This is a genomic window from Sporosarcina sp. SAFN-015 (assembly GCF_051966875.1).
Classification (GTDB): domain Bacteria; phylum Bacillota; class Bacilli; order Bacillales_A; family Planococcaceae; genus Sporosarcina.
In genome coordinates, this window is sequence record NZ_JBQCKP010000005.1 from 197,230 (window position 1) to 216,513 (window position 19,284).

The following is a 19,284-nucleotide window of genomic DNA, read 5'->3' on the forward strand; positions in this document are numbered from 1 at the left end:
ATTTCTTTTCGTATAGGAACCTCCGCCTCATGCAAAACTGGAGGAGACTCCTTTAACACTTACTATATATACGAATCATCTATCAGAAGGTTTCATTCTTTTCCAGCGGCAGCTTCGATCAGCTCTTTCATTCTTTGTCGGTCTCGTTCCAAAATCGGCTTCAAATAGCGGCCGGTGTATGAAACTTCACTTTCTGCCACTTTCTCAGGAGTTCCCTTTGCAATGATTTGCCCGCCTTTATCCCCGCCTTCAGGCCCAAGGTCGATAATATGGTCGACGGTTTTAATAACGTCCAAATTATGCTCGATGACAAGGACGGTATTTCCGGAATCGACAAGACGTTGCAATACGTGAAGAAGCTTTTCAATATCATGGACATGGAGACCTGTCGTCGGCTCGTCTAGAATATAAAACGATTTTCCGTTTGAACGTCGATGCAATTCTGATGCAAGCTTCACCCTTTGTGCTTCCCCGCCTGATAAAGTCGTGGCAGGCTGCCCAAGTTGAACGTAGCCTAGACCGACATCGACAATCGTTTGCAGTTTCCGACTGATTTTAGGAATGTTTTCAAAGAAAACGAGCGCATCTTCAACGGTCATGGAAAGGACATCTGCAATGTTCTTCCCTTTGTATGTTACTTCAAGCGTTTCACGGTTATATCGCTTACCATGGCATACTTCACAAGGAACATATACGTCTGGCAGAAAATGCATTTCAATCTTAATAATTCCGTCGCCGCGACAAGCTTCGCAGCGGCCACCTTTTACGTTGAAGCTGAAGCGACCTTTCTTGTAACCTCTTACTTTTGCCTCGTTCGTCATCGCAAAGACGTCCCGAACATCATCAAAGACCCCTGTATATGTCGCCGGATTCGATCTCGGTGTCCGTCCGATTGGAGATTGGTCAATATCGATCACTTTTTCCAACTCTTCAAGGCCTGTAACGGACTTGAATTGGCCAGGTTTTTGTTTCGAGCGGTTTAGCTTTTGTGCAAGTACTTTATATAGCACTTCATTGACAAGCGTACTTTTCCCGGAGCCCGAAACGCCTGTCACCGCAATGAACTGTCCTAACGGGAAGTCTGCGTTGACGTTTTTCAAATTGTTCTCGGACGCACCTTTGATGGACACGACCCTGCCATCGGATTTCCGTCGTTCCATTGGCAGAGGAATGAACTTCCTTCCACTCAAATATTGACCCGTCAATGATTGAGGATCGTTCATCACTTCTTCCGGTGTGCCGGCGGAAACGATTTGCCCTCCCGCAGCCCCTGCACCTGGTCCGATGTCGATTAAATAATCGGCAGCGATCATCGTATCTTCGTCATGCTCTACGACAATAAGCGTATTCCCTATATCGCGCATGCTTTGCAACGTTCCGATAAGACGGTCATTATCACGTTGATGGAGACCGATCGAAGGCTCATCCAAAATATAAAGGACGCCCGTCAATCTGGATCCGATTTGCGTCGCAAGCCGGATTCGCTGCGCTTCCCCACCGGACAATGTGCCAGCAGCTCTCGATAACGTCAAGTAGTCTAGCCCGACGTTGATGAGGAATCCTAATCTTTCAGCGATTTCTCGCAATATTAATCTTGCAATTTGCATGTCCTTTTCAGAAAGCACGAGGTTGCTGAAAAAACGGTCTGCTTCCGTAATGGACAACGCAGTCACTTCTCCGATATGCGTGCCATTCACTTTAACCGCAAGTGTTTCCTCTTTCAATCGGTATCCGTGACAAGTCGGACAAGCGCGGCTCGCCATATATTTCTCCATTTGTTCACGAATATAATCAGAGGACGTCTCCTTGAACCTGCGCTCCACGTTTGCGAGTACACCTTCAAAATAGATGTTGTTCACACGTGTATTGCCGAATTCATTCGTATATTGGAATTTGATTTTTTGATCTTTCGAACCGTACAAAATGATGTTCAGATCTTCATCAGACAAGTCGCTCACCGGTACATCCATCGGTATTTTGAAATGCTTACAAATTGTCTTCAATAGTTCAGGATAGTATTGTGAGCTCGTAGGAATCCAAGGAGCGATTGCGTCTTCCTTCAAAGAGAGGGACGTGTCCGGAATGACAAGTTCAGGGTCAACCTCAAGCTTCGTCCCAAGACCATCACAATCAGGGCAAGCCCCGAACGGACTGTTGAATGAAAACATCCGAGGTTCAAGTTCGCCGATGGAGAATCCGCATATTGGACATGCATGGTGCTCACTGAACAGTAATTCTTCGACACCAATCACATCGACAAGCACAGTTCCTTCCGCCAATCGAAGCGCCGACTCGAGTGAATCGCTTAAACGGGCTTCAATCCCTTCCTTCACGACAATCCGGTCAATGACGACTTCAATCGTATGTTTTTTATTTTTATTCAGCTCAATATTGTCATCGAGATCGATTACTTCCCCATTGACGCGAATCCGGACATAGCCTTGTTTTTTAATGTCCTCGATTAGCTTCGCATGCGTTCCCTTCCTGCCGGATACGACAGGCGCAAGGATTTGAAGCCGGGAACGTTCCGGCAACTGCATAATGCGGTCGACCATCTGCTCGATCGTCTGGGACGAAATTTCAATTCCATGATTCGGACAGATCGGCTTGCCGACACGTGCAAACAATAGACGTAAGTAATCATAGATTTCAGTAACTGTTCCGACAGTGGAACGTGGATTGCGGCTCGTCGTCTTCTGATCAATTGAAATCGCAGGCGACAACCCTTCAATTACGTCCACATCGGGCTTGTCCATCTGGCCTAAAAACTGTCTCGCATAAGCGGAGAGCGATTCGACATACCGCCTTTGCCCTTCCGCGTAAATCGTATCGAATGCAAGAGACGATTTCCCGGAACCTGACAAGCCTGTCATAACGACAAGCTTGTCACGCGGGATGCGGACGTCAATATCTTTCAGATTGTGAACTCTTGCCCCTTGAATGACTATTTCCGTGTTTTTCATCGCATTTTCACCCTTCAGCCTTCAATTCTAAAATCGTATCGCGCAATTCGGCAGCCCTTTCGAAATCAAGTGCTTTTGCTGCCTCTTTCATTTCCTTCTCGAGATTCGCAAGCAATTTCACTTTATCGTCCTTCGACAATTTCTTGCCTTTCGTCACTTTTTCCAAAGCTGAAATATCTTCTTCAGCGACTTGAGTTGCTCGAATAACTTCACGTATTGCTTTTTTGATCGTCGTCGGAGTGATTCCATGCTTTTCATTATAAGCCATTTGAATTTCCCGACGTCTCTTCGTCTCTTCAATTGCCTTCTTCATCGAATCCGTATATCGGTCTGCATACATGATGACTTTTCCTTCGGAGTTACGAGCTGCCCGTCCGATTGTTTGGATGAGGGAACGTTCTGAACGAAGGAATCCTTCCTTGTCCGCATCCAATATCGCGACGAGTGACACTTCAGGTATATCGAGCCCTTCCCTTAACAAGTTGATGCCGATGAGAACATCGTACTTACCAAGACGGAGTTCCCGAATGATTTCAATCCGCTCCAATGTTTTGATATCCGAATGTAAATATTGGACTTTAATGCCGATATCCTTCAAATAGTCGGTAAGATCTTCGGACATCTTTTTCGTCAATGTAGTAATCAATACCCTTTCGTTACGCTTTATACGCTCATTGATTTCATCGATCAAATCATCAATCTGCCCTTCGATCGGCCGTACATCGATAATCGGGTCAAGCAAGCCAGTCGGTCGGATGATCTGTTCAACCATCTCGGGTGTATGCTCGATCTCGTAAGGACCGGGTGTTGCAGACACGTAGATCGCTTCATGGACGTAGCGCTCGAATTCATCGAACATGAGCGGTCTATTGTCTAAAGCGGAAGGCAGGCGGAACCCGTGATCGACCAATACTTGCTTACGCGCTTGGTCACCGTTATACATACCTCGGATTTGCGGCAAGGTGACATGGCTTTCATCGATAACGATCAGAAAATCATCAGGAAAATAGTCAAGCAATGTATAAGGGGTAGCCCCCGCAGGTCGTAATGTCAAATGCCTCGAATAGTTTTCAATTCCTGAACAGAATCCCATCTCCCGCATCATCTCTAAATCATAACGAGTGCGCTGCTCAAGTCGCTGAGCTTCCAGAAGTTTATCTTCCTTGCGCAAAACGGCAAGTCTTTCTTCCAACTCGGTTTCGATATTCGCAATCGCCTTCACCATTTTCTCTTCACCAGTAACGAAGTGGGATGCCGGGAAGATGGCGACGTGTTCGCGTTCCCCTAAAATTTCTCCTGTAAGTGAATCCACTTCTCTGATACGGTCAATTTCATCACCAAAAAATTCAATGCGAATACAGTTTTCGTCTTGGGAGGCCGGGAATATTTCCACGACGTCCCCTCTCACCCGGAACGTACCACGCGTGAAATTGATATCGTTTCTTGAGTATTGGATATCAACGAACCGACGAAGCAGCTCATTCCTGCCGATCTCCATACCAGTACGGAGGGAAACGACATGCTTCCCGTATTCTTCCGGCGAACCTAGGCCGTAAATGCAAGAGACGGATGCGACGATGAGCACATCATTCCTTTCGAATAACGCAGATGTCGCGGAGTGGCGCAGCTTGTCGATCTCATCGTTGATTGTTGCATCTTTTTCTATATATGTGTCCGTATGCGGCACATAAGCTTCCGGTTGGTAATAATCGTAGAAGCTCACGAAATACTCGACTGCATTGTTCGGAAAAAATTCTTTGAACTCGCTATACAACTGGCCAGCAAGTGTTTTATTATGCGCAATGACAAGTGTCGGTTTATTAACTTCCGTTACAACGTTTGAAACGGTGAACGTCTTCCCTGTTCCGGTCGCACCTAAAAGTGTCTGATGCTTTTTGCCTTCCTTTATGCCTTCCACAAGTTTTGAAATGGCGGCAGGTTGGTCGCCTAACGGAACATAAGGAGCGTGCAAATCGAATTTTCGGACCATTGAAGCCCCTCCCCAAATGAATTATTTCCATTTTAACATAGACTTTGCCAAGACCAAAGAAATAAGAGAACGTATGTTCAAATATAAATTTCAATACTACTAGCTATATTTGCTTCTTACCCATTCAGTAGAAATAATAAAAAGCGGGTCTACTCAGCTAATCGGTTTTCGACTAGCTGGCAGCCCGCTGCAAATTTGTTTAATTTTCTTCCAGTTTCACCAATTCATCCGTAAGCTCGTTAAAAGCGCACTCGTCCTTTTCATCAAGCGCAAGATCAATCAGCCTCAAGAGACGTTTTTTCGTTTGTTCTCGATGAATATGGTTCAGGAATAGATCCATGTAAATATCATTCAATAATCTCTCCGCTTGAAGCGAAGTACTATTTTTCCCCACGGCTTTTAAGAACTCGGCATATGAATAATTGTTTTCCATCTCCCTCACCCCTGATGCCTTTTTTTTATTATACATAAATTCCGGGATCAATTGCAAGGTTTTTAAGAATATTCTATTATTACTTTTTTTGGATAGCCGATCAAATCTCTTCTGTTTTCTCGTTCGACATACGGATTGTCACTTCGGAAACTACGAATACAACGATCGCCATAATAACCGGTGTTACGGATATTCCGATTGCAATTAAACCTGTCACAAGTACAAAAATTGCTTGTAATAATTGGACTCCGCTAACTGTTTTTCGTATGGCAGGTGTCCTTGTATTTTCCGATTCCGGGAAAAGCATATCCATTCGGAAATCATCACCCGCGCGCAATGCATGCACTAATTGAATGGATGATGCAAAGGCCAATGCTCCGATAAAGATATAGACGACAATCGGAAACGGAATGAGAGCAACACCTAGTACTGATAAAACAGTCAATCTGACCCAAAGCCAAAATATATCATCCGTCCGGACGAGAGTCCTTCTAAGCAAATATCGTTGAGGCGATGTTTGTCCGAATTGAGCAGAGCGCAATAGGAACCCGAGCCATGCACGACGGCTGACGGACCCTTTCAAATGCGGTACGTCCGTAAAGTAATTGGCGAAGCGATAAAAACGCATCATACGATTTTGCTCCACCGATATGAAATGTTCATACGGGAAAGGATTTGCTGCACTTCTTTTCTTCCAGAATAAATAATAGACAGCCATAAGCACACCTACGAGCGGAATAAAATAAGGACTGCCAGCTAGCATCACATACATGAGCAGCGCTGCTAACACGAACCGGACGAGACGGTCTTTCCAAATCCCCTCTCCTTCATTAGCACGGCGATAATGGTATTCTGTCTCGACATACAGCCATTTCACGAGCAAAATGACGATGGCAGTCAATAAGAATTGTGGTTTTCCCGCAACATCCGTTGCTGCTAGCAAAGGTAATAGAATGATAAATAAAATGTATGGAAGCGGCAGCTGTGAAAATAGCGAATATCGCAGCGACCGTTTTAAATACTCTTCAAGTTTGTTTTCCATCGGAAGGAAAAAGACGATGTCTGCGGGCTTCAGCAATGTTACCGGCGAGCAGATGGACAATACTGCGCCGATTAGAACCGCCGCGATAATCGCTGAAGGGAATTCAGACGGCACTTCTTTTAACCATTCGCTGTATGCGTATCCGCCTGCCCCAATCGTAAAGAGCAGAACGATTGCTAAATGGCCTGTGAAAACGAACTTCATATACTTTTGCAGTTCTGTCATGTACCGGACAAAACGATCGCTCCAAATCTCACGCAAACTGTTCATGATCATGATCCCCGGTCATCGAAATATATAACTCGTCCAACGTAGCATTGGGCCTGTTGAAGGCTTTCCGCAAATCATCCATCGTCCCTTGCGCCCTTACACGTCCTTCATGCAGTAAAATAATCCGGTCGCAATACTTTTCTGCAGTGGAGAGCACATGTGTCGACATCAGTACTGAGGCGCCGTTCGCTTTTCTTTCTTCTATTTGATCGAGCAATGAACGGATTCCGATCGGGTCTAATCCGACAAACGGTTCATCGATAATATATAGCGAAGGTTCCACTAAAAACGCGCAAAGAATCATGACTTTTTGTCGCATCCCTTTTGAGAAATGCGATGGAAACCAATTCAACCGCTTCTCCATCATGAACTCTTTCAATAGCATTTCAGTTCGCGCCTCAAACACTTCCCGGTCCAATCCGTACGCCATTGCTGTCAACTCTAAATGTTCTTTCAGCGTAAGCTCTTCATATAAGATCGGTGTTTCCGGAATATATGTGAACGCTTGACGGTATGCTTCAGGGTTTTCACGAAACGTGACACCATTCACTGCGATTTCGCCTTCATGCGGATTCATTAGCCCGATAATATGTTTGATCGTCGTACTTTTTCCGGCACCGTTCAAACCGATCAAACCGACAAGCTCGCCTTGTCCAATTTCAAAAGATAAATCATGCAAGACAGGTTTTCGTGTATATCCGCCTGTCACGTCTTTAACTTCAAGAATCGCCATAGTCATCCTCCATTCTTGTTTCCATTTTACCAAACATCGAACCGGAATGCTTTGTCCATCTTTCACGCATTAACAGAAAATATGCTACACTTGTGTCATTAATGAATACTTCTCCTAAACGGAGTCTTAGAATCGGAAAGGATGACCTCAAATGACATCATGTATCTTTTGTAAAATTGCAGAAGGCACGCTTCCTAGTCAGAAAATCTATGAAGATGAGCACGTTATCGCCATTATGGACGTCATGCCCGTAACGAAAGGGCATGTTCTTCTTATTCCAAAAAACCATCGTGAGAATCTGTATGACATGACCGAAGAAGAAGCTTCCCATCTATTCTCGGTTGCACCAAAAATCGCGAACGTTCTAAAAGAGGAGTTCACGCCTGCTGGTATGAACCTGCTTCAAAATAATGGAGCGGCGGCCGGACAAGCTGTATTCCACTTCCATATGCATTTCATCCCGCGATATGATCAAACGGACGGCTTCCAATCGGACTGGAATCCGAAGGTGGAAGAGTTCACACAAGAACGGATTCAGGAAATTGCGGAACAAATTCGAGCTCGATTCGGAAAGTAATGGTACTTGCTAGTCCATAAGAATACCTGTATAATTTATATAAGTTTTCGCTGCCGATCACGAGGATACGTCAGGAGAACGCAAAAAATTAGAGTCTAGTTGAGGAGAGATGAGAATTGAATACGAAAAATCTTACGTTGATGGCGCTGCTAGTAGCAGTGGGAGCCGCTTTGTACTTGGTCATTCCAGGTTATGGGGAAGGCATGAAGCCAGACTTCATGTTGACGATGATGTTCATCGGCATCTTTTTATTTCCGGATGTTAGAAGCGTCTTTTTACTCGGAGCTACGACAGGAGTGCTTTCAGGAATTTTTACAAGCCTTCCAGGTGGTTTCATTCCAAATGTCATCGATAAGTTCATTACAGCCTTTGTCGTTTTTGCAGTCATTGCACTGCTCAGAAAGGCCGCAAACAATTTAATCGTTTCAATCATCATCACTTGCTGCGGAACACTGTTATCCGGAACAATTTTCCTATCTGTCGCCATCTTCATTATGGGCATAAATATTCCATTCGGATTATTGTTCATCACAGTCGTTCTTCCTGCAATAGCAATGAATGGGGTTGCCTTCTTTATCATTTCCCCGATCATTAAGTCATTATTGAAACGCACTTCATTCAAAACAGCATTATCAAACTAATAACATCAAGCTTTCCCTCGAGGGGGGAAGCTTTTTTCATTTGCCCGAAACTGTTTACCATGTTTTAATTAAACTATGAAAAGGAATACTATTCAAAATGAAAGGAGTGCACTCCCCCATGAAAGCATCTACGTTTCTCGCTGGGCTACTTGCAGGTTCGGTGACAGCCGCTGTCACTGTGTTATTTTCCACTCCACAAACAGGCAGCGAAATTCGCTCGTCCGTTAAAAACGCTTCAGCTGATATGAAGCATAAATTGCAAGATGTTAAAGGAAAAATCTCCGAGTTGAAAGATTCCATCACTCATATGACGAAGGAAGCGAAAGAATTAGTTCCTGAAGCCGTCAATGGAATTAAGGGATCAATCGAACAATGGCAACTCTCCACGGAGACTAACAGACTTAAGCTGGAGAAGGAACTTTCAGCAATCCAGAACTCGCTCGCAGAGTTGGAACAATCGATTGCAGCGCAACAGAAGTGAAAGACATGACGAAAGCCAAACTCTAGTTATAATGAGTTTGGCTTTTTTCGAGCTAATATAGGTCCTTTCTATGATTGGGAGGTCTGCTTTGGACGCGGGATGGCTTGCTTTGGACGCGGAGGGGCTCGCTTTGGACGCAGGATGGCTTGCTTTGGACGCGGAGCAGCTCGCTTTGGACGCGGGATGGCTTGCTTTGGACGCGGAGCGGCTCGCTTTGGACGCGGGATGGCTCGCTTTGGACGCGGAGGGGCTCGCTTTGGACGCGGAGCGGCTCGCTTTGGACGCGGGATGGCTTGCTTTGGACGCGGAGCGGCTTGCTTTGGACGCAGGATGGCTTGCTTTGGACGCGGGATGGCTTGCTTTGGACGCGGAGCAGCTCGCTTTGGACGCGGGATGGCTCGCTTTGGACGCAGAGCAGCTCGCTTTGGACGCGGGATGGCTTGCTTTGGACGCGGAGCAGCTCGATTTGGACGCGGGATGGCTTGCTTTGGACGCGGAGCAGCTCGCTTTGGACGCGGAGCAGCTCGCTTTGGACGCGGGATGGCTTGCTTTGGACGCGGAGCGGCTTGCTTTGGACGCGGGATGGCTCGCTTTGGACGCAGGATGGCTTGCTTTGGACGCGGAGGGGCTCGCTTTGGACGCGGGATGGCTCGCTTTGGACGCGGAGCGGCTTGCTTTGGACGCTGGATGGCTCGCTTTGGACGCGGAGCGGCTCGCTTTGGACGCGGGATGGCTTGCTTTGGACGCGGAGCAGCTCGCTTTGGACGCGGGATGGCTTGCTTTGGACGCGGAGTGGCTTGCTTTGGACGCGGAGCAGCTCGCTTTGGACGCGAGATGGCTTGCTTTGGACGCGGAGCGGCTCGCTTTGGACACGGGATGGCTTGCTTTGGACGCGGAGCGGCTCGCTTTGGACGCTGGATGGCTTGCTTTGGACGCGGAGCGGCTCGCTTTGGACGATTCTATTTACCGAATGAAACATCCCTCTCGTAAAACTATATTTTATTCGATCGTCTTGCATTGTTTTTGGATTTTTTCTTGTGAAATATGTATTTTTACGTTTGTTATTTGTAGCCCTGTTAAGTTAGAATCACTTTTTTGATTCTCCCCTATGTCCTTCATAATCTTATTCTCTCTATATATTGCGACGAAACGGTTAGTCAATGAATAACCTTTCCCCTAAAAATATATGGTACTGGGGAATTGTTAACTATTAATCCTTTCATTTCTTTTGGTATATGTATATAGTTTTCTGCCAGATTTAGTTCCATCCAAGTAATTTCTTCAATTTCTTCAGGATAGGAGATGTTTAATTCTCCTCCAATTATTTTCCCTACAAAGGTGAAGAGGATAGTGTGATGACCTCTTTTTTCAAAAAATGCTTCACTGACTGTTAAAATACCGTCTACTTCAACATCTACTCCAGTTTCTTCTTTAACCTCACGAATTGCGGCTTCCTCCAATGTTTCACCATCTTCTACTGCACCACCAGGAAGAGTATAGTAAGATGAGTTCTCCCCTTTATTTTTTACCATTAATACTTTTTCCTTATTTTCATCGAACAAAAGCACATAAACAACATTGACTCTTTTCATTCACTTTCCTCCCTTAATTTGGATAAAACTCTTGCCAGCTCAAAGCAGATCAATAACAGGAAGTGTTGCGCCGTTACCTTTCTATGTAAATTGAATCATTTGAGGGGGTAAGATACTCTTGATCACTTAACGAAAAAGTAGTTTGCAGACGATTTATTTCTGCATATTGAACTACTTTGTCGTTATTGATGAATATCAATAAATAGATATCATCCCGCAAACTAATATTACTGATGTCTTTGAGCTTTACACCTACTTGTTTTTCTATCTCTTCTTGTGAAGTATATGGAGTTATTAAAAACGCCTTGTCCCAGTTGAAATCGACGATACCGCTTAAATGAAGTTCGCTGTCACTATCATCTGACACCATAATAATAAATGATTTGACATCTTCTTCTAACTCTTTGTTTCGTTTAATGTTGTTGTCATTGCAACCGATTAACAATAACAAAGCAAATAATATAACACCCATTCTCTTTTTCAAAATACCTCTCCCCATTCTAATGCAAGTTCTCTCCTCTAAGCGACATTAATCATTTGAATAGTTGACAAATTAAAAAAGTTCTTTATTCAACTCACTATAAATGATATTCTACATATGAAAATATTTCCATGAGGAGGAATTGTTTTGACAATCAATACAAATGACAGAACCATTATTAATGAGGTTACCATTAATGCCCCTTTACATTTAGTTTGGTATGCCTGGACAATATCGGAACGAGTGTCAGAATGGTTCGCTCCCGAAACAGTCATAGAAGCTATAGAAGGCGGGGCTTACGAGCTTTATTTTATTCCTGGAAATAAAACCGGAATGAATACGAAAGGCTGTAAAATTAGTAGGCTTATTGAAGAAAAGGAATTACAATTCACTTGGAAAGGCCCAGATCAATTTGACTCTGTAATGAATAATGATAACGAATTAACTACTGTAAAAGTTAGTTTTGAATCTGTTGATACTAACTCTACAAAAGTTATTGTTGAGCATTCAGGATTTGAAGAAGATGTTAATTGGAGAGAAGCATTTGAATGGCACCAAATGGCTTGGTCGGGTGTACTAAACAGTTTAAAGTCTGCACTTGAAAAAGGTGAAGGAAGTTTATGTTGTCAACCAATTAAATAAAATGCGTAAAACCATCTATTGTTTTGATCTTAATAGATGGTTTTAACATTCCATTTACAACTTTCTTTAAAATAAATTAAACACGAATACCTTCATTTGAATGAATCTCAAACAACGTTTCCTTTCAAACTAGCCCGGAAAACCTCACCATTCCTACTTCACCACATTAAATCATTTATGAATATATAGTATTTTTGGAATTTCAACTTTTTAATTTGAAGTTTTCCTGCTATAATGAAAAAAGATTAACTATTTGATGTTGGAGGTATCTTATGGCTGAGCAAAAGTTTTCCCAAAAAGAAGCAATGATTTATAGTCAACGCGTTGCCCAGATGTCAAAAGCACTTTGGAAAGCGGTCGAAAAAGATTGGCAGCAATGGATAAAACCTTATGACTTGAATATTAATGAACACCATATTCTATGGATTGCCTACCATCTCCAAGGTGCCACTATCTCTGACATCGCAAAATTTGGCGTCATGCACGTTTCCACGGCTTTCAATTTCTCCAAAAAGCTTGAAGAACGAGGATACTTGCAATTCTCCAAAAAAGAAGATGATCGTCGGAATACATATGTATCAGTCACCAAAGAAGGTGAAGAACTTATTACAGGCATGAACGAACATTATTATGACTCCGAACACGGCATCTTGGACGGTTCACTTCCAATAAAAAGTATTTATGGGAAATTTCCTGAATTCTTAGAAGTCATGTCTGTCATACGTAATATTTACGGAGAAGACTTCATGGAAATCTTTGAGCTTGGCTTCAAACGAATTGATAATTCTTTCAACGATGACTTAGTTTCCTTGGACCATAACCAAACAGAGTCGCTAGATATTCCCGAATTACAAGCCGTCGAAGAAAATTAATGTCATTTTCCTCAAATGTCTGCTATGATGAAGTGAAGCTGTAAAGAGGAGGAATTGATTTGATCCTTATCGTAACTGTCATGTTCTCATTGTTTTATTTATTCCAAATCAACAAGATGACATTCGCTCTTTGTCAATCACGGGAAATCCCTGAAGAAAAGCAACCAAAAATATATCGTACCGTCAATATTCTTATTACGATCTTAATTCTTTCGTTCTATCTTGAAGTCTTATTGAACGTTTAAGGATGAAAAAGTCCAACTCCCTTTTAACAGGGAGTTGGACTTTTTCTTTTAGTACAAGTATGCAGCTCCGACGATGATTAACAAGATGAACAACACAACAATCAAAGCGAATCCAGAAGAGCCTTGGCCATATCCACTCATTGGAGCACCTCCTCTCTCTTTGTATCCTATGCATTGGACTTTTTTGGTTATAGGCATTTCGGTAAGGAACCTTTTTGTTTTATAATCGTTTTTATGTTATAGTATCAACTGTCGTACAGAAAAGTTAGGGGAGAAAAAATAATGAAAAAGACAGTCCTTGCAATAACAATGGCAGCTTCAGTTTTAACGTTAGCGGCATGTAACGACCAAAAAGCAGCTGATGATGAAATCATCGCTACAACCAAAGTCGGAAATATTACAAAAGAAGACCTATATGAAGAAATGAAGGACGCAATTGGTGTACAAGTTGTTGAAAACTTGCTTCTTCAACAAGCGTTGGAAACAGAATATAAAATCTCTGATAAGGAACTAAACGAGGAAATCAAAGCTCAAAAAGAACCTTTCGGAGAAAACTTTGAAATGTACCTCCAACAACAAGGAATTACTGAAAAATTCTTTGAGAAGAACGTAAAATCTCAAATGCTTCAAAAGAAAATGATCGAGTCTTTGAAAGTGTCCGATGAAGATATCGCAAAAGGCGTAGAACGTGCGAAAACAGAAATTCATGCACGCCATATCCTCGTTAAAGACGAAAAGACTGCAAAAGAAGTATTGACCAAATTGAAAGACGGTGGAGATTTCGCTAAATTAGCGAAGGAATATTCCACTGAGCCTGTTGCACAAGAAACAGGTGGAGATCTTGGATGGTTCGGTCCTGGAAAAATGGTCCAAGAATTTGAAGATGCAGCTTACGCCCTTAAAAAAGGAGAAATCAGTGAGCCTGTAAAGACAAGCTTCGGTTACCATATCATTGAATTGCTCGACACACGTAAAGCCGAAACCGAAAAAACAGAAGATGAAATCAAAGCTGAAATCGAAGATAGCTTGAAACGTGTTCAATTCGAAGAGAAGCTTCAAGAACTAATCAAAGCTGCTGATGTCGACATTAAAGTCGATGAGTTTAAAAAAGCTTTGGACAGCTACTTGCCTGCAAAAGCTGACGCAAAAGAAGAAAAATAATGACTAAAAAGGCTGCCCCTGAGGCAGCCTTTTTTTCAATCAATATTCGGTTTGTAAAATGATCGATTATCCAGCGGAAAAATCCGCTCTGTAAATTCACCGTTCGCCGTTTTGGACAATGCCCGACCAAGCATATTCATTTTCGCATCGATATTGTCGATATAATGAAGAATTTCCGCCTCCATCAGCATTGGACGTTTCGGGCTTCCCCATTCCTCTTTTCCATGATGGGACAAGACCATATGCTGAAGAAGCATCACTTCCTCCCCTTGAATTTCAAGTTCATCCGCCGCTTTCGATATTTCATTCACCATGATCGTTATATGGCCGAGCAAGTTCCCCTCTATCGTATATTGCGTGCCGATAGGGCCTGATAGTTCAACGACCTTGCCGATATCATGCAATATAATGCCAGCGTATAATAAATCTTTGTTTAAAGCTGGATACAGTTCGGCAATCGCCTTGCCTAGCTTCAGCATCGAGACGACGTGATCGAGCAAGCCCGATACATAATCATGATGGTTCCTTGTCGCAGCCGGGTATACGAGGAAGTCCGTTTGATGCTTCTTCAATAAATGTCTCGTAATACGTTGGATATACGGATTTTTCATCTCAAAGAAATATTGCAATAGCTCTTCAAAAAGGACTTCCTTACTTTTTGCAGAAGAAGGGACTAGATCTGAAATTGTCACGCCTTCCTCTTCTTTTGCAGGACGGATGCTTTTAATGCGCAACTGGTTCTTTCCTCGGTACTCATGCACCTCTCCGCCGACTTTGACGATCGTCGCGGCAGCATATAGACGTTCTTGCTCTTCACCGGTATCCCAAAGCTTCGCCTCGATATCACCGCTCTTATCTTGCAAAATAAGTGTCATAAAAGGGCTTCCCTGTTGTGTAATGCCCTTCGTCGATTGTTTAATGAGTAAAAAAAGATCAACCGGTTCCCCGGCCTGATGTTCCATTATTTTTTTCACCTTGTCATCGCCCCCTTGGCGCTTCCCATCTCGGAAACGTTAATAATCGTTGCATTCGTCCAGTATTCTACTATCTTATCATGACACGTGAAGTAGATGAACTGATGCTTCGTGCTAAGCCGTTCCATAATTTCCATCATACGTGAAAATCTCGTTTCGTCAAAGTGGACAAAAGGATCATCCAACAATAGTGGAAATGGAGCTGTTTCCTCTTTGGCGCTAGCCAATGACAATCGCAACGCGATATATGCCTGCTCCTTTGTCGCCTGGCTCAGTTCAATGATCGGGTAACGGATTCCGTTTTGAGCAACAGCTTGGAATAAACCATTCTCCGATAATACGAGAGATATATAGGCACCGCCCGTCAGTTCATTGAATATATTTTCCGCTTTGTTCAGCACTTCAGGCAGCTTTTTCTCCTTTAATTCCTCCATCATGCCACTGATTGCAGCGACAATCGCTTGGCGGACTGACCATTGTTTCGCAAGCTCGGCAAACTCCGCTTTCTTCATTTCAAATAGTTGCTGTTTCCGTTGATAAGAATCGTCGGTTAACAACTTCTCCGTTTCAACTTCCAAGGCGGTTTTTTCTTTCACTAACGAATTCATCTCTTCTTCCAGTCCAGAAAGGCGCTTTTCAATCTTATGGAGTTTTTCCCGAAGTTCGCCTTCCGGACGTCCAAGCTCTTTCTCTGTCACGTCATGCATTGAGAGTTGGGAATTAATATCATCGATTTGCTGCGTCAAAGTGAGTGTTTCCTGAAATGCCGCATAAGCTTTGTAATATTGCTCTTCCGTCTCTACGCCGGCATCTCCGAACAATTCTTGTTGCTGACTGCTTAACGAAGATAGCAACTCTTCCGCCTCTTGCTTTTGTATTTTGATTTCTTCAATCCTACGAGTGGTCGTTTTAAATGATTGCGACTTCTCTTTTAATGAAATGTAAGCCGAGCGCAATTGATCGTAGATCGATGACTCCGGAACTTCCTTCGATAAAAGACTTTCTATTTCTGAGTACCTCAAGCGAATCTCCTCTTGGATCGCTTCCGACCTGCGCTCATTGTCTTCCAACTCGCGTTCCATTTCCTGCAACGATCGGACCATGCTAAAAAACTCGTGAAGGATTCCAGAGTTCGGTATTTTCCGTAATCCATATGCAAGAAAGAATCCGCTTAAAGATGTATCTAGCTGTTCTTTTTCTTGCATGATAACTCCATACTCTTCCTCAATCATTCCCATTTTCCGTTCAGTTGCTTGTGCGGCTTCTGTCAGCCTACTTTGCTTCTCTTCGTATTCCCGTACCTTTTCAACAATAGCTTCCATCATCGCTTCTTGTCCGGCGTAAGCATCGACGAACCGCTTCATTTCCATATCTTTTTGGGACGGCTGACCGCTGCGTTTCCCAAGCTTTGCAATGACAGCAAGCACAGCAAGAACCGCACCAAGTCCGACGACGATCCACTGGTCACTAAAAAGCCCTACAACGGACAATGCGGCCGCCACTATGAGCAAAATCATAAGCATTGTTGAATTGCCGTCTTCCCTGCTTGACTGTCCCATTTGAATAAACGCTTTCGCTTCGGCCAGCCGATTTCGAATGGATGGCCACTCTTCCGCTTTCTTCCTCTCCACTTCTGAAGGAGAGTTCTTTTGCAATGTGAGCTGTTCATTTCGAATGTCCCGCAATTCATTCTCTAATTGGGAAAGCTGCCTATCCATAAAGCCGATTTGCTGATTCATAGCATCCGCTCTCTGCAGTTGTTCATATAACTGTTCTTCTTTATGAATCGAAACGTCCACATGCAGCACAGTATCTGCTTTACCTAAGCCTAAACGGTCCAGTAGGCGAAGTCTTTTCACTTTTAACTGTGCCATATTTTCGCGGAGCGCACTGATTGTCGAACGCCATTCATGCCACTCCGGCTCACGCGCAAGCAAACGTTCAAAATTTGCGATCCTTTCCGGGCTAGGATTATCCGGCACCTTCTCTGCCAGCGCCGTTATTTCAGCTTCCAAACCACGTTTCTTCGCTTCCATCTCTGTCAGTCTGCTAGTAATCATTTCAAAGCGACGAATTCCATCAGCTGGAAAAGTGTTAGTACGGACTTCCTCCAGTCTGCGTGAGAGTTTTATTTTCCTCTCCTTCAACGGTAATAATTGAAGATCTACTTCCAGATCCCGATATTGCTCCCGCAATGAATCATACGCTCGTTTAGCTTCGTCCCATTCCCTTTCAAGTTCATGGATACGTTTCGTTTTCGGAGCGTATGCTGAAATCCGCTCCTGTGCGCTTTTCAGCTCTTTCTCCATTTCCTTCAATTCGCTGGCTCGGGCATTCATTTCCGGATTGCGACCGGATTTTTTAAATAAATCCCCCATCTCCTTCTCCATCTTTTTTTCAACACGTAATAATGTATCGACGCCAGTTGTACCCGAGGAGAGGAGCGTCCTACTTAACTCGGTTTCATCCATCCGCTCGAAGCCTTGCAACTGAAGAAGAGAAAAAGAGAAAATTGATTCGAATGAGGCGCGGTCGTACTGCCTTACGATTGCTTTGACAGCTTCTTCCCCGCCTTGTGTGCCATCCTCGAAATATACGGTAACGTCTCCCGCTGATTTTCCTTGCACGCGCTCAATGATGCAGTTTCCATACAGATCATCGTGCAGATGGACTTGACCGCCAAATTTACCGCCCGCTTTCGGTTCATATCGAATCTGTGCACTATTCTTTTGGGGAAATTCGAAAAGCGTTTGCATAATGAATTGCTGGATCGTCGTCTTGCCCGCTTCATTATGGCCGTAGAGTACATTTATGCCATCACTGAATTCTATCGTTTTGTTTTCATGCTTTCCGAAGCCATAAATGACCAACTTTTTAATTTTCACCGATTCACCTCCAACATCGTAGGCAACTCATTCAACAGGAGATTCTCAACATCATTCCGTAAGTCGTGGATATCTTGTTCTGTTAACGGGTCGAGGTATTTTGTAGTACGCACATGCTGATAAACGTCTTCCAGCACTTGTTTCCACTGTTCAGTCGACCAATTGTCAACTTGTCCAAGTACAGATTCTACGAGCGAATTGTTTTCCTGTTTATGGAGAGCATAGATACTTGTCAATCGCTGAACCCATACAAACGGTTCATCGCCTTCCATCAATTCACGTATGGCATCCAGCCATATATCTTCCGCTGTCTGTGCAAAAAAAGCGGAGGTTTCCTCGTCAAGATGCAAGATTTCAACATCGACGACGGCAGGCCCATGTTCCGAAGCGAATGAAAGCAATGCCTCCTCGCAAACAGTGAGGAATTCATTCGCATGTGTAATCTGTGCACAAGGGATTTGAATACGTCCGAAATGGACGGCTGAAGTCGTGATGAATGATAGGACTGCATCCGTTTTACTGAGCTCCACTTCGTAAAACCCTTTTTCCCCTGATTCATTCCGGTGACGTCCTTGAATATTCCCAGGATAGACGATCGGAGGGTTGTCCGATAATTGCTGACGGAGATGGATATGGCCTAAAGCCCAATAATCATAATGCTTTGACTGTAAATCCGAGATTGTAAAAGGCGAGTAGACAGCATGTGTTTCGTTTCCGGCGAGACTTCCGTGCAACAGCCCAATATGGAATGATTGATTGTTTGAAGCGGTTGGGTATTTGCTGACCATTTCCTCTTTAACATATCTGTTTGGATAACTGAAGCCATGGATCACGACCTCCTGCCCTCTTACCGTCAATGACACTTCTTCTACCTCACCTAAAAATTCATGGACATTCGGCGGCAGTTCAAAACGGGTCCAATTCCCACTTAGATGATCATGATTTCCATAAGTGATATAGACAGGAATCCCTGCTTTATGGAGCTTTTCCATCCCTTCTTGGAATTTCCTCTGAGCCCGCAAGCTGCGATCTTCTCCGTCATAAATATCTCCAACGATTAATATGAAATCCGGCGAAGATTCGACCGCATAGTCAATGAGTCGGTTGAAAGCAGTGAATGTGCTTTCCCGCAGTTCATTCAACCGTGCCGGTGGCAGTCCTGTCATCCCTTTGAACGGACTGTCGAGATGCAAATCTGCCGTATGTATAAAACGGATTGTAGACAAGAAGCATCTTCCCTTCCTCACGAATATTTGTTCTAATTTTACCATACGTGAAAGCAGATTAGAAAATATTTCATGA

Annotated in this window: 19 protein-coding genes; 8 read left to right on the top strand and 11 right to left on the bottom strand. The window is 43.7% G+C overall.

Going from position 1 to position 19,284, the window contains the following annotated elements; all coding sequences use genetic code 11:
- Nucleotides 1-92: 92 nt before the first annotated feature.
- From uvrA to ACTHPA_RS11130, 5 genes are all read right to left on the bottom strand, one after another.
- Entirely contained in the window at nt 93-2,963 is a 2,871-nt protein-coding gene (gene uvrA / locus ACTHPA_RS11110) for an excinuclease ABC subunit UvrA (RefSeq protein ID WP_440500316.1), read from the bottom strand.
- A 7-nt stretch (nt 2,964-2,970) separates the two neighbouring features.
- Nucleotides 2,971-4,953, bottom strand: coding sequence for an excinuclease ABC subunit UvrB (gene uvrB, locus ACTHPA_RS11115; RefSeq protein ID WP_440500317.1), 1,983 nt, complete (start codon nt 4,951-4,953; stop codon nt 2,971-2,973).
- Between the two features lie 199 nt (nt 4,954-5,152).
- On the bottom strand, nt 5,153-5,386 hold the full coding sequence (locus ACTHPA_RS11120; RefSeq protein WP_440500319.1) for an IDEAL domain-containing protein: 234 nt from the start codon (nt 5,384-5,386) through the stop codon (nt 5,153-5,155).
- Nucleotides 5,387-5,486: 100 nt separating this feature from the next.
- Nucleotides 5,487-6,698 (bottom strand): ABC transporter permease, encoded by a 1,212-nt coding sequence (locus ACTHPA_RS11125; RefSeq protein WP_440500320.1) that lies wholly within the window; start codon nt 6,696-6,698, stop codon nt 5,487-5,489.
- Entirely contained in the window at nt 6,682-7,431 is a 750-nt protein-coding gene (locus ACTHPA_RS11130) for an ABC transporter ATP-binding protein (RefSeq protein WP_440500321.1), read from the bottom strand. The genes ACTHPA_RS11125 and ACTHPA_RS11130 overlap by 17 nt, the downstream gene beginning before the upstream one ends.
- A gap of 151 nt (nt 7,432-7,582) precedes the next feature.
- Between ACTHPA_RS11130 and ACTHPA_RS11135 the strand changes: the two genes are divergently transcribed.
- The 4 genes from ACTHPA_RS11135 to ACTHPA_RS11150 all read left to right on the top strand — a co-directional run bounded on the left by ACTHPA_RS11135 (nt 7,583) and on the right by ACTHPA_RS11150 (nt 10,229).
- The gene (locus tag ACTHPA_RS11135; RefSeq protein ID WP_440500322.1) at nt 7,583-8,008 is read left to right on the top strand and encodes an HIT family protein; all 426 of its coding nucleotides are present in this window, start codon (nt 7,583-7,585) and stop codon (nt 8,006-8,008) included.
- 116 nt (nt 8,009-8,124) lie between these two features.
- On the top strand, nt 8,125-8,649 hold the full coding sequence (locus ACTHPA_RS11140; protein WP_440500323.1) for a tryptophan transporter: 525 nt from the start codon (nt 8,125-8,127) through the stop codon (nt 8,647-8,649).
- A 118-nt stretch (nt 8,650-8,767) separates the two neighbouring features.
- On the top strand, nt 8,768-9,130 hold the full coding sequence (locus ACTHPA_RS11145; protein WP_440500325.1) for a YtxH domain-containing protein: 363 nt from the start codon (nt 8,768-8,770) through the stop codon (nt 9,128-9,130).
- Between the two features lie 88 nt (nt 9,131-9,218).
- Nucleotides 9,219-10,229 carry a hypothetical protein gene (locus tag ACTHPA_RS11150; protein WP_440500326.1) on the top strand — a complete coding sequence of 337 codons (1,011 nt, stop codon included), beginning with the start codon at nt 9,219-9,221 and terminating at the stop codon, nt 10,227-10,229.
- A gap of 58 nt (nt 10,230-10,287) precedes the next feature.
- Here ACTHPA_RS11150 and ACTHPA_RS11155 read toward each other — a convergent pair whose 3' ends face one another.
- Together ACTHPA_RS11155 and ACTHPA_RS11160 are read right to left on the bottom strand one after the other, a co-directional pair.
- On the bottom strand, nt 10,288-10,722 hold the full coding sequence (locus ACTHPA_RS11155; RefSeq protein ID WP_440500328.1) for an NUDIX hydrolase: 435 nt from the start codon (nt 10,720-10,722) through the stop codon (nt 10,288-10,290).
- A gap of 73 nt (nt 10,723-10,795) precedes the next feature.
- Entirely contained in the window at nt 10,796-11,206 is a 411-nt protein-coding gene (locus tag ACTHPA_RS11160; RefSeq protein WP_440500329.1) for a hypothetical protein, read from the bottom strand.
- A gap of 144 nt (nt 11,207-11,350) precedes the next feature.
- Here ACTHPA_RS11160 and ACTHPA_RS11165 point away from each other — a divergent pair, with 144 nt between their 5' ends.
- The 3 genes from ACTHPA_RS11165 to ACTHPA_RS11175 all read left to right on the top strand — a co-directional run bounded on the left by ACTHPA_RS11165 (nt 11,351) and on the right by ACTHPA_RS11175 (nt 12,962).
- The gene (locus tag ACTHPA_RS11165) at nt 11,351-11,845 is read left to right on the top strand and encodes an SRPBCC family protein (protein WP_440500330.1); all 495 of its coding nucleotides are present in this window, start codon (nt 11,351-11,353) and stop codon (nt 11,843-11,845) included.
- A gap of 272 nt (nt 11,846-12,117) precedes the next feature.
- Nucleotides 12,118-12,717, top strand: coding sequence for an HTH-type transcriptional regulator Hpr (locus ACTHPA_RS11170; RefSeq protein WP_440500331.1), 600 nt, complete (start codon nt 12,118-12,120; stop codon nt 12,715-12,717).
- A 59-nt stretch (nt 12,718-12,776) separates the two neighbouring features.
- Nucleotides 12,777-12,962 (top strand): hypothetical protein, encoded by a 186-nt coding sequence (locus ACTHPA_RS11175; RefSeq protein WP_060210602.1) that lies wholly within the window; start codon nt 12,777-12,779, stop codon nt 12,960-12,962.
- Nucleotides 12,963-13,010: 48 nt separating this feature from the next.
- Here the strand turns inward: ACTHPA_RS11175 and ACTHPA_RS11180 are convergent, their stop codons facing one another.
- Complete coding sequence (locus ACTHPA_RS11180) at nt 13,011-13,103, bottom strand: YjcZ family sporulation protein (RefSeq protein ID WP_440500332.1); 93 nt, start codon at nt 13,101-13,103, stop codon at nt 13,011-13,013.
- 141 nt (nt 13,104-13,244) lie between these two features.
- Between ACTHPA_RS11180 and ACTHPA_RS11185 the strand changes: the two genes are divergently transcribed.
- The gene (locus ACTHPA_RS11185; protein ID WP_440500334.1) at nt 13,245-14,123 is read left to right on the top strand and encodes a peptidylprolyl isomerase; all 879 of its coding nucleotides are present in this window, start codon (nt 13,245-13,247) and stop codon (nt 14,121-14,123) included.
- A 35-nt stretch (nt 14,124-14,158) separates the two neighbouring features.
- Here the strand turns inward: ACTHPA_RS11185 and yhaM are convergent, their stop codons facing one another.
- The 3 genes from yhaM to ACTHPA_RS11200 are packed head-to-tail and all read right to left on the bottom strand — an operon-like array spanning nt 14,159 to nt 19,208.
- Entirely contained in the window at nt 14,159-15,085 is a 927-nt protein-coding gene (gene yhaM / locus ACTHPA_RS11190) for a 3'-5' exoribonuclease YhaM (RefSeq protein ID WP_440500390.1), read from the bottom strand.
- Between the two features lie 8 nt (nt 15,086-15,093).
- Nucleotides 15,094-17,982: an AAA family ATPase gene (locus ACTHPA_RS11195; protein ID WP_440500335.1), complete on the bottom strand. Its 2,889-nt coding sequence runs from the start codon at nt 17,980-17,982 to the stop codon at nt 15,094-15,096.
- The gene (locus tag ACTHPA_RS11200; RefSeq protein ID WP_440500336.1) at nt 17,979-19,208 is read right to left on the bottom strand and encodes a metallophosphoesterase family protein; all 1,230 of its coding nucleotides are present in this window, start codon (nt 19,206-19,208) and stop codon (nt 17,979-17,981) included. Before ACTHPA_RS11200 ends, ACTHPA_RS11195 begins: the two co-directional genes overlap by 4 nt.
- Between the last annotated feature and the right edge of the window lie 76 nt (nt 19,209-19,284).

What these genes read in the sequence shown, in the direction of transcription:
- uvrA (WP_440500316.1), bottom strand. Translation starts at nt 2,963, where the DNA reads ATGAAAAACACGGAAATAGTCATTCAAGGGGCAAGAGTTCACAATCTG.
- ACTHPA_RS11145 (WP_440500325.1), top strand. Translation starts at nt 8,768, where the DNA reads ATGAAAGCATCTACGTTTCTCGCTGGGCTACTTGCAGGTTCGGTGACA.
- ACTHPA_RS11125 (WP_440500320.1), bottom strand. Translation starts at nt 6,698, where the DNA reads ATGAACAGTTTGCGTGAGATTTGGAGCGATCGTTTTGTCCGGTACATG.
- ACTHPA_RS11170 (WP_440500331.1), top strand. Translation starts at nt 12,118, where the DNA reads ATGGCTGAGCAAAAGTTTTCCCAAAAAGAAGCAATGATTTATAGTCAA.
- ACTHPA_RS11135 (WP_440500322.1), top strand. Translation starts at nt 7,583, where the DNA reads ATGACATCATGTATCTTTTGTAAAATTGCAGAAGGCACGCTTCCTAGT.
- yhaM (WP_440500390.1), bottom strand. Translation starts at nt 15,085, where the DNA reads ATGGAACATCAGGCCGGGGAACCGGTTGATCTTTTTTTACTCATTAAA.
- ACTHPA_RS11185 (WP_440500334.1), top strand. Translation starts at nt 13,245, where the DNA reads ATGAAAAAGACAGTCCTTGCAATAACAATGGCAGCTTCAGTTTTAACG.
- ACTHPA_RS11120 (WP_440500319.1), bottom strand. Translation starts at nt 5,386, where the DNA reads ATGGAAAACAATTATTCATATGCCGAGTTCTTAAAAGCCGTGGGGAAA.
- ACTHPA_RS11155 (WP_440500328.1), bottom strand. Translation starts at nt 10,722, where the DNA reads ATGAAAAGAGTCAATGTTGTTTATGTGCTTTTGTTCGATGAAAATAAG.
- ACTHPA_RS11180 (WP_440500332.1), bottom strand. Translation starts at nt 13,103, where the DNA reads ATGAGTGGATATGGCCAAGGCTCTTCTGGATTCGCTTTGATTGTTGTG.
- ACTHPA_RS11130 (WP_440500321.1), bottom strand. Translation starts at nt 7,431, where the DNA reads ATGGCGATTCTTGAAGTTAAAGACGTGACAGGCGGATATACACGAAAA.
- uvrB (WP_440500317.1), bottom strand. Translation starts at nt 4,953, where the DNA reads ATGGTCCGAAAATTCGATTTGCACGCTCCTTATGTTCCGTTAGGCGAC.